The organism is Pseudomonas sp. GW823-FHT04A03 (assembly GCF_058796615.1).
The window spans coordinates 688,859-702,977 of record NZ_JBXAIV010000001.1 but is presented as its reverse complement, the minus strand read 5'-3'; the positions used below and the strand labels follow the sequence as shown (position 1 = coordinate 702,977).

The 14,119-nt window shown below is 63.1% G+C and carries 13 protein-coding genes; 7 read left to right on the top strand and 6 right to left on the bottom strand.

Annotated elements, in window-relative coordinates; all coding sequences use genetic code 11:
* Window positions 1-8: 8 nt before the first annotated feature.
* The 6 genes from AC1Q9F_RS02880 to AC1Q9F_RS02855 all read right to left on the bottom strand — a co-directional run bounded on the left by AC1Q9F_RS02880 (window position 9) and on the right by AC1Q9F_RS02855 (window position 6,528).
* Window positions 9-1,565 carry a FadD3 family acyl-CoA ligase gene (locus AC1Q9F_RS02880; protein WP_492619036.1) on the bottom strand — a complete coding sequence of 519 codons (1,557 nt, stop codon included), beginning with the start codon at window positions 1,563-1,565 and terminating at the stop codon, window positions 9-11.
* Window positions 1,566-1,634: 69 nt separating this feature from the next.
* Window positions 1,635-2,381, bottom strand: a complete 747-nt coding sequence (locus AC1Q9F_RS02875) for an SDR family NAD(P)-dependent oxidoreductase (RefSeq protein WP_492619037.1) — start codon at window positions 2,379-2,381, stop codon at window positions 1,635-1,637.
* A gap of 100 nt (window positions 2,382-2,481) precedes the next feature.
* Window positions 2,482-3,567, bottom strand: coding sequence for a 2Fe-2S iron-sulfur cluster-binding protein (locus AC1Q9F_RS02870; protein WP_492619038.1), 1,086 nt, complete (start codon window positions 3,565-3,567; stop codon window positions 2,482-2,484).
* A 13-nt stretch (window positions 3,568-3,580) separates the two neighbouring features.
* Entirely contained in the window at window positions 3,581-4,336 is a 756-nt protein-coding gene (locus AC1Q9F_RS02865) for a glucose 1-dehydrogenase (RefSeq protein ID WP_492619039.1), read from the bottom strand.
* Window positions 4,324-6,003, bottom strand: coding sequence for an FAD-binding protein (locus AC1Q9F_RS02860; RefSeq protein WP_207982769.1), 1,680 nt, complete (start codon window positions 6,001-6,003; stop codon window positions 4,324-4,326). The genes AC1Q9F_RS02865 and AC1Q9F_RS02860 overlap by 13 nt, the downstream gene beginning before the upstream one ends.
* A gap of 9 nt (window positions 6,004-6,012) precedes the next feature.
* Window positions 6,013-6,528, bottom strand: a complete 516-nt coding sequence (locus tag AC1Q9F_RS02855) for a flavin reductase family protein (protein ID WP_492619040.1) — start codon at window positions 6,526-6,528, stop codon at window positions 6,013-6,015.
* Window positions 6,529-6,785: 257 nt separating this feature from the next.
* On the opposite strand from AC1Q9F_RS02855, the gene AC1Q9F_RS02850 reads away from it, so the two are divergent.
* From AC1Q9F_RS02850 to AC1Q9F_RS02820, 7 genes are all read left to right on the top strand, one after another.
* Window positions 6,786-7,970: an acyl-CoA dehydrogenase family protein gene (locus tag AC1Q9F_RS02850; protein ID WP_492619041.1), complete on the top strand. Its 1,185-nt coding sequence runs from the start codon at window positions 6,786-6,788 to the stop codon at window positions 7,968-7,970.
* A 124-nt stretch (window positions 7,971-8,094) separates the two neighbouring features.
* Window positions 8,095-9,216 (top strand): LLM class flavin-dependent oxidoreductase, encoded by a 1,122-nt coding sequence (locus AC1Q9F_RS02845; protein ID WP_492619042.1) that lies wholly within the window; start codon window positions 8,095-8,097, stop codon window positions 9,214-9,216.
* A 328-nt stretch (window positions 9,217-9,544) separates the two neighbouring features.
* Window positions 9,545-10,441: a VOC family protein gene (locus AC1Q9F_RS02840; protein ID WP_492619043.1), complete on the top strand. Its 897-nt coding sequence runs from the start codon at window positions 9,545-9,547 to the stop codon at window positions 10,439-10,441.
* Window positions 10,442-10,452: 11 nt separating this feature from the next.
* Complete coding sequence (locus AC1Q9F_RS02835; protein ID WP_492619044.1) at window positions 10,453-11,334, top strand: CoA transferase subunit A; 882 nt, start codon at window positions 10,453-10,455, stop codon at window positions 11,332-11,334.
* 12 nt (window positions 11,335-11,346) lie between these two features.
* Window positions 11,347-12,141 (top strand): CoA-transferase subunit beta, encoded by a 795-nt coding sequence (locus AC1Q9F_RS02830; RefSeq protein ID WP_492619045.1) that lies wholly within the window; start codon window positions 11,347-11,349, stop codon window positions 12,139-12,141.
* Window positions 12,142-12,165: 24 nt separating this feature from the next.
* Entirely contained in the window at window positions 12,166-13,038 is an 873-nt protein-coding gene (locus tag AC1Q9F_RS02825; protein WP_492619046.1) for an enoyl-CoA hydratase, read from the top strand.
* 2 nt (window positions 13,039-13,040) lie between these two features.
* Complete coding sequence (locus AC1Q9F_RS02820) at window positions 13,041-14,108, top strand: NAD(P)H-dependent flavin oxidoreductase (RefSeq protein WP_492619047.1); 1,068 nt, start codon at window positions 13,041-13,043, stop codon at window positions 14,106-14,108.
* Window positions 14,109-14,119 lie beyond the last annotated feature (11 nt).

Sequence of the window (14,119 nt, the reverse complement as noted above, 5' to 3'; positions counted from 1 at the left end):
GACAGCAGTCAGCTCAACGCCCACTCCCGCAAGACATTCTTGGTCACTTTGCCCGCCGCGTTCAGCGGCATGCTCTCCAGCACCTGCACCCGGCGCGGCACCTTGTAGTTGGCCATCTGCTCACGGCACCAGGCGAGAAATCGGGTCTGCTCGATCTCGACACCCGGCGCCGGCAGCAGAAAAGCCATGGCCACTTCGCCCAGACGCTCATCCGGAATGCCGATCACCGCCACCTGCGCCACGCCGGGATAACCCAGCAGGCAGTGTTCGATTTCCGCCGGGTAGACGTTGAAACCGCCGGTGATGAACATGTCCTTGAGGCGATCGGTGATGCGCAGATAACCCTGTTCGTCGAGCACGCCGATGTCGCCGGTGTGCAGCCAGCCGTCGGCATCGAGGACTTCCTGACTGGCCTGCGGATCATTGAAATAGCCCTGCATCAGGTTGTAGCCGCGCACCTGGATTTCGCCGGGGACGTTCACCGGTTGGCTGCGACCGTTGGCGCCGATGCAGCGCACTTCCACCCCCGGCATGGCCCGGCCGCTGGTGGACGCGAGCAATTCCAGCGAGTCCCCCGGCCGGCAGATCGTGGCAAAACCGCAGGTTTCTGTCAGGCCATACGCGGTGACGATGGTGGCGAAACCCAGCTCATCGCGCATGCGGCGGATCATCTCCACCGGAATCGTCGCAGCGCCGGTGACCGCAATGCGCAGGGACGTCAGATCGAACGCATCGCGCTGCGGATGGGCGAGCAGAGATTGATAAAGGGTCGGCGGGCCGGGCAGCACGGTAATTCGTTCGCGCTGCACGCATTCGAGCACCGCCTGCACGTCGAATATCTGCTGCGGCACGATGGTGCAGCCGCGCATCAGCGCCGCCAGCCAGCCGGCCTTGTAACCGAACGAATGGAAGAACGGATTGACGATCAGGTAGCGATCGCCCTCGCGCAAACCGACCACTTCACTCCAGTCGCGCACCACCCGCAGGGTTTGCCCGTGACTGCTCATCACGCCTTTGGGCTTGCCGGTGGTGCCCGAGGTGAACAGCAGGTCCGAGAGGTCTTGCGGGCCGAGCGCCTGCTCGCGTGTTTGGAGGGTTTCTGGCGATACATCGTTGGCCAAGGCCAGGAACGCGTCCCAGCTATCGCTGCGCAAGGTGACGATGTGGCGCAGCGCCGGCAGATCTTCGGCAGCGAGCATGCGCGGATAGTCGGCGCCGAGGAACTCGCCGATGGCAAACAGCACGCAGGCGCCGCTCTGACGCAGGATGAAACCGGCTTCGCTGCCTTTCATGCGCGTATTGAGCGGCACCAGCGCGGCGCCGACGCTTTGCAGCGCACCGGCAGCGACAATCCATTCCCAGATATTCGGTGCCCAGATCGCCACGCGGTCGCCGGGCTGGACGTTCAACGCCAACAGCGCCCGGGCGGCTTGGCCGCGCAGTTGATCGAGTTGCCGGTAGCTGATCGAGCGTCCGTCATCCTCGATGGCCGGGCGGTCGCCATAGTTGCGGGCAGCGTTGGCGAACAGTTGGACGATGGTCAGTGCGTTTTCGACAGGCAGCATGGGGCCTCCTCGGCCAGAGGACAGGTGCGGAAGAAAAGGGTGTGCCGGGCAGGCGCCCGGCGAGACAAATCAGGCGGCGGGCGGGGCGAAGCGGCGGCCGGCGGAGAAACCGCCGTCCACGGCGATCATCTGGCCGCTGACAAAGGACGCTTCGTCCGAGGCCAGGAACAGGGCGACGTTGGCCACTTCTTCCGGCTGCCCGGAGCGATTGAGCATGTGTTGCGAGGCGAAGAAGGCGTGGAAGGCTTCGTGCTCGCGAACCATGCTGGTCATCGGGGTTTCGATCAGGCCGGGGCACAAGCCGTTAACGCGAATATTGGCGTAACCGAAGTCGATTGCCATCGAGCGCGTCAGCTGGTTGATGCCGCCCTTGGACACGTTGTACGCAACGTTGCCGTCGCAACCCTGGAGGCCGAAGATCGAGCCGATGTTGATGATCGAGCCGCTGCGCCGGGGCTCCATCGACGCCAGCGCATATTTGCTGGTGAGCATGGTGCCGGTCAGGTTGATGTCCAGCACCCGTTGCCAATTGGCGGTGCTGGTCTGGGTGACACTGCCCTGGTCGGCGACGCCCGCCGCATTGACCAGCACATCGATGGGGCCGAAATGATTGACGATTTCCTGCATGACCTGTTGCACCTGCGCTTCATCGCGCACATCCAGTGTCATGAACAGACCCGGAAAATCCGCCGGGGCGTTGCCGATGTCCAGGCCGACAACCTGCGCGCCTTCGGCGGCAAAGCGCCGCACGCAGGCCAGGCCGATCCCCGATGCGCCGCCGGTAACCACTGCGACCTTGTTTTGCAAACGAGCCATAACTGCACCTCTTTTATTGTTTTTGGGCCAATGGGCTGGCCGAGTCTAACTGCAGATCGCATCCGGGAGATCGTCCGTTGAGACTATTCCCGACCGCCGCTCAATCCGGGAACTTCAAGCGCACCCGCGCACCGCTCGGGCGGCTTTGGCAGGCCAGGGTCCAGCCTTCGGCCAGTTCTCTGGGGCTGAGCACGTCGTTGCGGGCCATCTGCGTTTCGCCTTCCTCGACGACGCACATGCAGGCGCCGCAAAAACCTTCTTCGCAGGAGGAGGGCACGTCGAGGCCGGCGGCCTTGCAGCTTTGCAGCAGGGTGTCGCCGGGCTGACAGGCAATTTCGTGTAGCTGACCGTCGAGCACGACCACCAGCGATTCGCAGCGCGAGCCGAGGGAGGCTTGCCGGGCTGCCGTTTCTTCAGCCAGCAATTCGTCGGGATCGGGTGGCGAGACGAAGCGTTCGACGTGGATGCGTTCAGCGGCTTCCCCGAGTTCGAGCAAGGTTCGTTCGACGGTGTCCATGAACGGCCCGGGGCCACAGATGAAGTATTCGCCGCCGGCAGAACCTTTCAGCAAATGGCGCACTTGGGCGGCGGTCAGGAAACCTTGCACCGAATCGAGTACGTGCAGCACTTGCAGTTGTTCCGGATGGGCCTGGGCCAGTTGCCGCAGCTGATCCTTGAAAATCACCGATGCTTCATCGCGATTGGCGTAGACCAATTTGATCGGCCGCCGGCTGCGCTGCAGCGTCGATTTGAGAATGGAAAACACCGGTGTAATGCCCGACCCGCCGCCGAACAGCACCAAGGGTTTGTCGTCATCCAGTTGATGTTCATCGAGGCAGAAATGCCCGGCCGGCGGCAAGACTTCCAGCCAGTCACCGACCTGCACTTCGTTCATCCGGTTCGACACCCGGCCGCCCTCAACCCGTTTCACCGTGACTTTGGGCTGTTCATCGGTCAGCGGTGAACTGGCCATGGAATAGCAGCGGGTCAGCAGCTTGCCGGCACAGGGCACGCGAAACGTCAGGAACTGCCCCGGTCTGTAGCCAAAGCGCTCACGCAGGTCTGGCGGGATGTCCAGTACCAGCGAGCGCGCATCGGCGGTTTCGTCGATCACCGCGCACACTTGCAATGCATAGCTGGTCGCTGTGGCCTGGGCCGGTGTCAGGTTCTGCTGTTGCGTGCCCATGTTCACCTCGGCCTCAGAGCCCGCTGATCAGTTGGGCGTTGTCGACGCGGATCTCGGCGCCGTTGACGAAACGCGACTCATCGGTGGCGAGAAACAGCACCACGTTGGCAATGTCGGCCGGCGCGCACATGCGGTTCATCGGGTCTTGGTCGAGGTCTTGCTGATTGACCGCCAAGCCACCGGTGAGGGCCTGGGTCATCGGCGTGTTGACGCCGTCCGGGTGCACGCTGTTGCAGCGAATCCGGTAACCCTGTTGCTTGCAGTGCAAGGCAATCGAGCGGGTCATCGCCGCCACGGCGCCCTTGGACGCCGAATAGGCGCAGAACATCGGCATCGCGCCCAATGCGGCCACCGACGACATGTTGATGATCGAACCGCCGCCGGTTTCCTTCATCGCCTGGATCGCGTACTTGCAGCCGAGGAAGTAGCCGTCACCGTTGATTTTCTGCACCTTCTGCCACAGCTCCAGCGTGGTGTCTTCGATGCTGCCCAGCGCCAGAATCGCCGCGTTGTTGACCAGCACGTCGAGGCGGCCGAAGTGTTCCAGGGTGGTCTTGATCACGTTCTGCCAGTCGCTTTCGCTGGCGATGTCGTGACGGATGAACAGCGCGTTGCTGCCGATTTGCGCGGCGATTTCGCGGCCAGCGCTGTCGTTGAGATCGGTCAGCACCACCTTGGCGCCTTCGCGGGCCAGCAGCAGAGCGTCTTCGCGACCGATGCCGCTGGCGGCGCCGGTGATGATGCAGACTTTGCCTTCTACACGTTGCATTGTTGTTCTCCTGAGCGTGTGGTTTGAGCAGCAAGTTGTTCGGCCACATGGGCGGCGGCGCGTCGGCCGGAATAAATGCAATCGGCCAGGGACAGGCCCGAGACATACAGATTGGAAGCGACCCCGACCGCGTTGCGCCCGGCGCTGTACAGGCCGGCAATCGGCTGGTCGGCGTGGTTCAGCACCTGACCGCTGGTTTCGCAGACCTTCAGCCCGCCGAGGGTGATGACGGGGCAGGGGAAGAGGCGGCTGGCGAAGGACAGATCAAGGGCGTACCACGGGCCTTGGTCCATATCGGCGAGCATCGCTGGCGACTTGCCGAACGGATCGACGATGTCTGCGCGCGCGGCGCGGCTGTAGGTGTTCACGGTGCGTTGCAGGTTGTCGGGCGGTAATCCGCAGCGCTTCGCGAGGTCCGCGAGGTGGCGGCTGCGTCTGGCGTTGAACAGCAGGTTGAGCAGCACCGGCAAACGCTGGAAGGCCCAGACTTTGCCGGGGCCGACCTGGCGCAGCGCTTCACGCACCAGCGCCCGGTCGAGAATCAGGATGGCGCGGCCGTCCTGTTCTTCCATCATCGCGTGGCCGAGGGTCGCGCCGTAGATTTCTTCGTTGGCGTAGCGCTCGCCACGCGCATTGACGATCAGGCCTCGGGCCCAGGCCAGCGGCGGGTTGATGAAACGCCAGGCGCTGACTTTGTCCATCCGCGCCACACGGCCGCCGGCACTCTGGCCGAGGGCGATGCCGCTACCGTTGCAACCGTTGGTGCCCAGCGGCAAACCCGGTAGATAACGCGGCGCATGCTGACGGACCCATTCGCGGTTGAAGATGAAACCGCCGCTGCTCAGCAACACGGCCTGCTCGGCCCGAATCAACTGGCGCTCGGCACTGGCGAGTTCAATGCGCCGCAAGCGAGCGCGTAACCGATCGGCCACTGCCGGCGCGTACATGTGAATCGCCGTGGCCCAGCGTGACAACCGGGCATGTTGCCGGGCTGCGCGACTGCCGCTCGGCAGGTGCCAGGCTTCAACACCCACCACACGGTCATTGGCATCAATCACCAGACGCCGGACTTCGCACTGGCTGCGCAGGCGTGCGCCAAGGCGCAAGGCGCTGGCTTTCAGCGGCGCAAACAGGCTCGCACCCGACAGACCGGGGCCTTTGGTGCGATGCCCGCGCGGTGCCGGTTTGGCGATCGCGGCATAGGCCGGAACGGCTTCGTTGCCGGAGTAATAAAGATAAAACCGGTCGCTCGGGTAGGACGTCTTGTGCGGCGGCACGCTGGATTCGAATGCCACGCCCTGACGTTCGAGCCAGGCCAGTTGCTCGCAACTGCCTTCGCAGAATTCGCGCAGGGTTTGCGGGCTCACGGCCTCGCCGACTTCCTGGCGCAGGTAGTTGAACATCGCGTCGCGGCTGTCTTCGTAACCGGCCTGGCGCTGATACGGCGTGCCGCCACCGGCATACACGACGCCGCCGCTGATGGCCGTGGCACCGCCGCCGGCAAAGCGATCGAGTGCCAACACCGACAAGCCGCGACTGGCCGCTTCAATCGCCGCGCAGGCCCCGGCGCCGCCAAAACCGACCACCAGCAAATCGCAGCGATCGTCCCAGTCCAACTGATCGGCGCAGTTCACGCGCAATGCCGACAACTGTTGTTGAGCGTCCATGGCCCGGCCTCAGCCCGCAGCAGCGAAGGCAGATGCCGGGTTGGCGGTGGTGGTGTAGCTGCCGTCGAGGTAGACCAGCGGGGTGATGGTGTCGCTGGTGTGGATTTGCAGGATGCGCCCGATGAACACGGTGTGGGTGCCGTAGCTGAAGTGGCCGTCCTGACGGCAGAGGATCGCCGACTGGGCGTCACTCAGATACGGAATGCCGCCAAGGCTGGTCAGCCAGTTGCCCTGGTCGAAGCGCGCCTCACCCTTGATCGACCCGCTGCAGCGATGGGCCAGTCCCTGTTGTTCGACGCCGAGGATGTTCACGCAGAAGTCCGCGCCGGTGGCCAGCGCCGCGTGGGAAGAGGCGGTCTTGTTCACGCAGATCAGCAGCGACGGCGGCTCGGTGCTGAGGGAATCGACCGCCGTGGCAGCCATGGCGAAACGCTCGGAGCCGTTGCTGGTACTGATGATGGTGACTGACTTGGCCAGACGGCGCATGGCCTGGAGCATGTCGGCTTTCAGATTGACGTCGTTCATCGCACTCGTCCTGTGGTTGTACTGGAGTGCGATGGATTTTTGCGCTGGCGTGCCTGTGCAGCATCGTCCGAGGGGACTAGGCCTTTGGGTGGTCTGCGTACGTGCTTCGGATCATTGCCGACATGGTCCGTTTGAGGGATGTCCGCCTCTTTTCACATTGTTTGAATGCCGCACAGGAGGCAGGCACCGCAAGTGCGGCACGTGCCTCGCTGCACGCGCGCCCCGGCGGACGGGGTGAACAATGGAGAACAATAAAAATGCTCAACCAAGACCTGATTCGCCAGCGTCTGAGCCAGCGTGCCCGCGAGCTGGTACCGATTCTGCGTGAGCGCGCCCTGGACGCCGCGCATGCCGGCCAGTTGCCGGAAGAGACCCTGAAGGATTTTCAGGACGCGGGGTTCTTTCGCATCCTGCAACCGTCACGCTGGGAAGGCTATGAACTGGAGCCCAAGGATTTTTTCGAAGTGCAGATGACCCTCGCCGAGGGCTGCATGTCCTCGGCCTGGGTGCTTGGCGTCGTGGCGATTCATAACTGGCAGATGGCGCTGTTTGATGACCGCGCGGCGCAGGATGTCTGGGGCAACGACTCCAGCGTGCTGATCTCTTCTTCCTATATGCCGGTGGGCAAGGTCGAACGGGTGGAAGGTGGTTTCAGGCTCAGCGGGCGCTGGGGGTTCTCGTCCGGCAGCAAGCATTGCGAGTGGGCGTTTCTCGGGGCTCTGGTGCCGGCGGAAGAGGCTGGTGGTGCGCCGGATTACCGGACGTTCCTGGTGCCGCGCAGTGACTATCGGATCCTCGATAACTGGAACGTCATGGGCCTCGAAGCCACCGGCTCTCACGACATTCTGGTGGAGAACGCCTTCGTTCCCGAATACCGCACCCATCGGGCATTCGACGGTTTCATGCAGAACAGCCCCGGAAATGCGGTGAACACCGCGCCGCTGTTTCGCCTGCCGTTCGGGCAGATTTTCGTGCGGGCCGTGTCGTCGGCAGCCATCGGTGCGCTGCAAGGCGCGGTGGATCAGTTTGTCGAACACAACCGTGCGCGGGTCGGGGTCAACGACGGACGCAAGATGGTCCAGGACCCGGCGGCGCAATCGGCGTTGGCCAACGCCATGGTCTGCGTCGACGAATGCAAGACCGTGCTCTATCGCAACTTCGCCTTGATGCTTGAGCGCGCGCAAAAAGCCGAGCCGCTGAGCATGCCCGAGCGAGTGAAGATGCGTTACGACTCGGCGCTGGTCGCCGACAAATGCGCGAAAGCGGTGGGCGAGCTGATGTTCAACAGCGGCGCCTCGACGATCTTCCGCAGCCACCCGATCAACCGCGCCTTTCGCGACATTCATACCGGTCGCGCCCACGTTGCCAACAGCCCGGCGAAGTACGCCTGGAACCTCGGCGCCGTGAGCATGGGCCAGGACAGCAACGACTTTTTCCTCTGAGCGCTCTGCGCTGAATCGGCTAGTCCGTTTGCAGGATTCGAGCGCCGTGGCGATGCCCGAGCATTAGCGCGAAGGCGTGATTCTCCGGCGCCGGCTGCGCATCCAACAAGTACAAGGATCAACCATGAAATTTTCCCTGATTTACGAAGCCCAGACGGTGGACTCCAGCCGCGAAGGCGATCGCAAGATTTTCGAAGACACCGTCGAACAGGCCGTGCTGGCCGACAAACTGGGCTTCGATACGTTCTGGTGCGTGGAGCACACGGCGCTGAGCAACTATTCGCACATGTCCGCGCCGGAAACCATGCTGGCGTTCGTCGCCGGTAAAACCGAGCGGATCGGCATCGGCCACGGCGTGGTCTGCCTGCCGCCGGCGATGAACCACCCGGTGAAAGTCGCCGAGCGCATCGCCACCCTCGACCTGTTGTCCAAGGGCCGGGTGCATTTTGGCGTCGGCAAGGGCGGCACCCAGCAGGAGGCCGGCACCTTCGGCTATGACCTGACGACGTTGCAGCCGCAGATCGACGAGATGATGTACCTGATCCCGAAAATGTTCGTGTTCGACGAGATCGAGCACCAAGGTGATTTTGTGCAGATCCCGAAACGGCCGATCCATCCCAAGCCTTATCAGGACCCGCATCCGCCGATGTACCTGGCCTGCACCAACACTGACTCGCTGAAAAAGGCCGGCAGCCGTGGCATGGGCGCGCTGGTGCTGGGCTTTGGCGGCCCGGAAGAGATCGCCAAGAAGGTCGAGGTCTATCACCAGGCCTGGGACAACCGTGACGTGAAACATCAGGTGGGCTTCCGTCCGAATCGCCACATCGCGGCGCTGTGCCCGGCAATCGTGCTGGATAACAACGAAGAGGCGCGACGCATCGGCATCCGTGGCCAGCGTTATTTCATGGAGTCGCTGGGTTACTGGTACGGCGGTGGCGAGCGTCCGGATCCGGAAAAGTGGAAGGACGACACCTTTGTCGATGGCAACGGCCAGAGCGTGATCAAGTCGCGGTTTGCCTCGGAAGAGGTCAGCGTCGATTTCTCCGACCCGACCATGGCGATGATGAACCCGAACCATGCATACGGCACTGTTGAGGATTGCATCGGGTATGTGCAGCGGTTGATTGATGCAGGCGCCGACGAAATTCTGTTTATCTGCCAGATGGGCACGGTGCCGCAGTGGGCGCAGCTTGAGACGTTGAAGAATATTGGCGAGAAGGTGATTCCGCATTTTCGTAAGGCCTGACCGGCGTGATCGTTCCCACGCTCTGCGTGGGAATGCCTCAATGGACGCTCTGCGTCCGCTGTTGAATGGGACGCGGAGCGTCCCGGGCTGCATTCCCACGCGGAGCGTGGGAACGATCATTCACGCCGCGCACAAGGGCTGGAACGGAATCCAGTCCCCATTTCCAACGGGTCCCCAAGGCCCGTTTTTTTATGCCTGCGTTGCGCACATGCGCTAGTCCCATTGGACGATGTTTCCCCCCGGCGAACCCGTTTGAATAGGCCTCAATACAGTCTCCCCGGCAATCGCCGCCGGGCGGCTCGGCCTGAGAACAACGAGGAGTGCATCCATGGATATCCGTGGTCTGGGTTACGTCACCCTGTTATCCAGCGATCTGGCGCAATGGCGGCAGTACGCAAGTCAGGTGCTCGGCATGATGGTTGCCGGCAGCGATGACGATGAGCGCCTGTACCTGAAAATGGACGAGCGCCACCACCGGATTCTGGTGGAGAAAAGCACCGAAAACGGCTTCGGCGCCTGCGGTTGGGAAGTGTCGGGCAAAGCGGCGCTTGAACAGGCTGTCAGCGAGCTGGAACGCGCCGATGTGCAAGTCTCCCGTGGTACCGAGGCTCAGGCCCGGGACCGTAAAGTCCAGGAACTGGTGCACTTCAGCGATCCGGACGGCAACCGCCACGAATTGTTCTGGGGCCCGTTGCAGGACTTCGCGCGCTTCGTTTCGCCGGTCGGCGTAAAAGGCTTCGTCACCAATGAACTGGGCATGGGCCATGTGGTGCTGCCGGCGCCGAGCTTTGATCGTTGCCGGGATTTCTACGAACAGGTGTTGGGTTTCGGCCTGTCGGACCTGATGAAAGTCCGCTTCACACCGGACCCGGCCGAACCGCAAAAACGCATTCACTTCCTGCATTGCAATAACGGTCGCCACCATTCGCTGGCGATTTTCGAGTGCCCGATGCCCCACGGCTGCGTGCACATGATGGTCGAGGTCAACGCCCTGGATGAAGTCGGCCGGGCCCTCGACCGGGTGCAGGCCAACGGCGTGAAGATGTCCGCCACCCTCGGCCAGCACACCAACGACCAGATGATCTCGTTTTACATCAAGACCCCGTCCGGGTTTGACCTGGAATACGGCTGCGATGGCCTGGTGGTCGATTGGGATCAGCACACCCCGTTCGAAAGCACCGTGGTCAGCCACTGGGGCCATGACTTCAGTGTCGGTCGCCAATGAGGAATACGACGATGGACAAACGAATGACCACGGCCGAAATGGTCGGCCAACTGCGTGACGGCATGACCATCGGCATCGGTGGCTGGGGCCCGCGCCGCAAACCCATGGCACTGGTGCGCGAGATTCTGCGTTCGGACCTCAAGGACCTGACCGTGCTCGCTTATGGCGGCGCGGATGTCGGCATGCTTTGCGCGGCCGGCAAGGTGCGCAAACTGGTGTTTGCCTTCGTGTCGCTGGATTTCATTCCACTGGAACCGTACTTCCGCAAGGCGCGTCAGGACGCGGCGCTGGAAGTGATGGAAATCGACGAAGGCATGCTCTTGCTCGGCCTGCGTGCCGCCGCGATGAAGGTGCCATTCATTCCGACAGCCGTCGGGCTGGGCACGGATGTGCTGCGGCACAACCCGCAGATCAAGTTGATCGACTCGCCCTATGCCGACAACAAGCAATGGGTTGCGATGCCGGCGCTCAAGCTGGATGCGGCGCTGATTCATGTCGACCGCGCCGATGCGCGTGGCGTGTGCCAGATCAGCGGCCCCGATCACTACATGGACGATTTGCTCGTCCGGGCCGCGACCCACAGCTACGTGACCTGTGACGAACTGGTCGACAGCGACTACTTCCATGCCGATCCGGCGCGGGCGCATCAAGTGTTCTGGGAACGCAACCTGACCACCGCCGTGGCGCACGTGCCGGGCGGTGCGCACCCGTCTTCCTGCGCGCCGCTGTACGGCTTCGATGTCGCGCATTTCAAGGCCTACAACGCTTCGGCCCAGGCTGGCGAGGGCTGGCAGGACTACGTTCGCGACTATGTCGACTGCACCCACGAACAGTATCTGGACAAGGTCGGTGGCCTGGACGCCATCCGCCAGCTCCCTCTGCCGGTCTACTAAGCGAGCCTTGATATGACGACTTCTGCAACGACTTACAGCCTCGCCGAGCTGATGATCTGCGCCGCTTCCGAAGCCTGGCGCGATGACGGCGAGGTGCTCGCCACCGGAATCGGGGTGATTCCGCGCCTGGCCGCTTCACTGAGCATGCTGACCAGCAATCCGCAGCTGCTGATGACCGATTCCGAGGCGTACATGGTCGCCGAGCCGGTGCCGCTCGGCGCACGCAACGGCTACGAACCCAAGCGCGACAGCTGGATGGGCTTCTCGCGGATCTTCGACAACGTCTGGAGCGGCAAGCGCCATGCGCTGGTGGGCCCGACGCAAATCGATGGCTTCGGTCAGGCGAACATTTCCTGCATCGGTGACTACGCCAAACCCAAGGCGCAAATGCTCGGCGTGCGCGGCTTTCCCGGCAACTCGATCAGCCATGCCAACTCCTTTTGCGTGCCCAGCCACAACCGTCGGGTGTTCGTCGAAGGCGAGGTCGATATGGTCGCCTCGGTCGGCTACAACCCGGCGCGCCTGGCCCGGGGCTGGTCGCTGGACGAGATCGATATCCGCCTGATCGTCACCGACCTCTGCGTGCTGGATTTTCTCGGCCCGCAGCGGCAAGTGCGGATCCGTTCGCTGCACCCCGGCGTGACCGTGGAGCAGGTGCAGGACAACACCGGGTTCGAGCTACATGTGCCACAGGATTGCCCGACGACAGCGCCGCCCACCGCCGCGCAACTGCAACTGATCGAGCGTCTGGACCCGCACAACCTGCGCGCCAGTCAGCTCAAAGACAACCCGCCGGGTCAGCGCTGAGTTGCACCGTTTCGGAGAAAAGTGATGGCTGAACATAACGATAATAATGCCGCCGACGTGGTGCTCTACGACGTGCGCGGGGCGGTGGCGCTGGTCACCATGAATCGCCCCGAGTATCACAATGCCCAGAACTCGCAGATGACCTACGCGCTGGACGCGGCGTTTCGCCGTGCCTGCGATGACGACGAGGTGAAAGTCATCGTGCTGCGCGGGGCCGGCAAGCATTTTTCCGCCGGGCATGACATCGGCACGCCGGGGCGGGACGTTCACAAGACGTTCGACCGTGCGAGCCTCTGGTACGACCACACCAACAAGCCCGGCGGCGAGTTTCTCTACGCCCGCGAGCAGGAAGTCTATCTGGGCATGTGCCGGCGCTGGCGTGAGATGCCCAAGCCGACCATCGCCATGGTGCAGGGCGCGTGCATCGCCGGTGGGCTGATGCTGGCCTGGGTCTGCGACCTGATTGTCGCCAGTGAGGATGCGTACTTTGCCGATCCGGTGGTGCGTATGGGCATCCCCGGGGTCGAGTATTTTGCTCATGTGCATGAGCTCAATCCGCGCATCGCCAAGGAGTTTCTGTTCCTTGGCGAACGCATGCCGGCGGCGCGCGCCTATCAGATGGGCATGCTCAATCGCGTGGTTGCCCGCGAATCCCTCGAACAGGAAACCCTCGACATCGCCGGGCGCATCGCCCAGATGCCGCGCCTGGGCCTGCAATTGAGCAAGCAGGCGGTCAACAACGCCGAGGACCTGATGGGCAAGCGCGCGACCATGGACATGGTCTTCGGCCTGCACCATTTCGCCCATGCGCAAAATGAACTGGTGTCCGGCGACCGGCTCGGCGGCTACGACGCCAAAGCCATGGCCAGCTCGCAACGCTCAACGGGTGGGGCGTGAACATGGCGATCTCATTGAATACCCGGCTGACCGAGTTGCTCGGCTGCCGTTATCCGATCATCCAGACCGCGATGGGCTGGGTGGCTGACCCGAAACTGGTTGCGGCCACGAGCAATGCCGGCGCCTTCGGTTTTCTCGCCGGCGCCACCATCGAGCCGCAGCACATGGAGGCTGCGATCGTCGAAACCCGGCGCCTGACCGATCAACCGTTCGGGGTCAACTTCCATATGTACCAGCCCAATGCCGACGACATCGTCGAGTTGGTGCTGCGCCACAAGGTGCGGGCGGTCAGTTACAGCCGTTCTCCCGGCAAACAGATGATCCAGCGCCTGAAAAATGCCGGGGTCGTTTGCATTCCCACGGTTGGCGCGCTGAAACATGCGCAGAAGGCCGTGGAAATGGGCGCCGATGCCGTCACCGTGCAGGGCGGCGAGGGCGGGGGGCATACCGGTTCGGTACCGACGTCGTTGCTGCTCGATCAAGTGGTCAACGCGGTGTCGGTTCCGGTGGTCGCGGCTGGCGGTTTCAAGGACGGCAGGGGACTGGTGTCGGCGCTGGCATATGGCGCCGAAGGCATTGCCATGGGCACGCGGTTTCTGATGTGTGCCGAAAGCCCGGTGCCGGCGCAGACCCTCGCGCGTTACCTGGCGATCAAGGACCCGGCGGCGATCATCGTCAGCCGCGCCATCGACGGCATGCCGCAACGGATGATCCGCAACGAATTGCTCGACCGACTGGAAACCAGCGGCGTGTTCAAACGCTGGTTACTGGCGGTGCGCAGCGGTCTGGCTTACCGCCGCCTCAGCGGCATGAGCTTGAGTCAGTTGCTTTCCAGTGCATTGAAGATGCGCAGCAGCGCAGGCCTGACCGCCGCGCAAAGCATCATGGCCGCCAACGCGCCGATGGTCATCCAGAAAGCCATGGTCGACGGGCTTCCGGCCGAAGGCGTGTTGCCTTCGGGCCAGGTCGCGGCCTCCATCGACAGCCTGCCCAGCTGTGCCCAATTGATCGAGCAGATCGTTCGTGACGCCGAGTTGCGTCTGGACGAACTCTGTCGTCGCGTGTCGTGAAAGGAAAAAAC

Excerpts from the sequence above, each read along its gene's own strand:
- AC1Q9F_RS02850 (WP_492619041.1), top strand. The coding sequence starts at position 6,786 with ATGCTCAACCAAGACCTGATTCGCCAGCGTCTGAGCCAGCGTGCCCGC.
- AC1Q9F_RS02820 (WP_492619047.1), top strand. The coding sequence starts at position 13,041 with ATGGCGATCTCATTGAATACCCGGCTGACCGAGTTGCTCGGCTGCCGT.
- AC1Q9F_RS02855 (WP_492619040.1), bottom strand. The coding sequence starts at position 6,528 with ATGAACGACGTCAATCTGAAAGCCGACATGCTCCAGGCCATGCGCCGT.
- AC1Q9F_RS02875 (WP_492619037.1), bottom strand. The coding sequence starts at position 2,381 with ATGGCTCGTTTGCAAAACAAGGTCGCAGTGGTTACCGGCGGCGCATCG.
- AC1Q9F_RS02845 (WP_492619042.1), top strand. The coding sequence starts at position 8,095 with ATGAAATTTTCCCTGATTTACGAAGCCCAGACGGTGGACTCCAGCCGC.
- AC1Q9F_RS02880 (WP_492619036.1), bottom strand. The coding sequence starts at position 1,565 with ATGCTGCCTGTCGAAAACGCACTGACCATCGTCCAACTGTTCGCCAAC.
- AC1Q9F_RS02870 (WP_492619038.1), bottom strand. The coding sequence starts at position 3,567 with ATGGGCACGCAACAGCAGAACCTGACACCGGCCCAGGCCACAGCGACC.
- AC1Q9F_RS02825 (WP_492619046.1), top strand. The coding sequence starts at position 12,166 with ATGGCTGAACATAACGATAATAATGCCGCCGACGTGGTGCTCTACGAC.
- AC1Q9F_RS02840 (WP_492619043.1), top strand. The coding sequence starts at position 9,545 with ATGGATATCCGTGGTCTGGGTTACGTCACCCTGTTATCCAGCGATCTG.
- AC1Q9F_RS02865 (WP_492619039.1), bottom strand. The coding sequence starts at position 4,336 with ATGCAACGTGTAGAAGGCAAAGTCTGCATCATCACCGGCGCCGCCAGC.
- AC1Q9F_RS02860 (WP_207982769.1), bottom strand. The coding sequence starts at position 6,003 with ATGGACGCTCAACAACAGTTGTCGGCATTGCGCGTGAACTGCGCCGAT.
- AC1Q9F_RS02835 (WP_492619044.1), top strand. The coding sequence starts at position 10,453 with ATGGACAAACGAATGACCACGGCCGAAATGGTCGGCCAACTGCGTGAC.
- AC1Q9F_RS02830 (WP_492619045.1), top strand. The coding sequence starts at position 11,347 with ATGACGACTTCTGCAACGACTTACAGCCTCGCCGAGCTGATGATCTGC.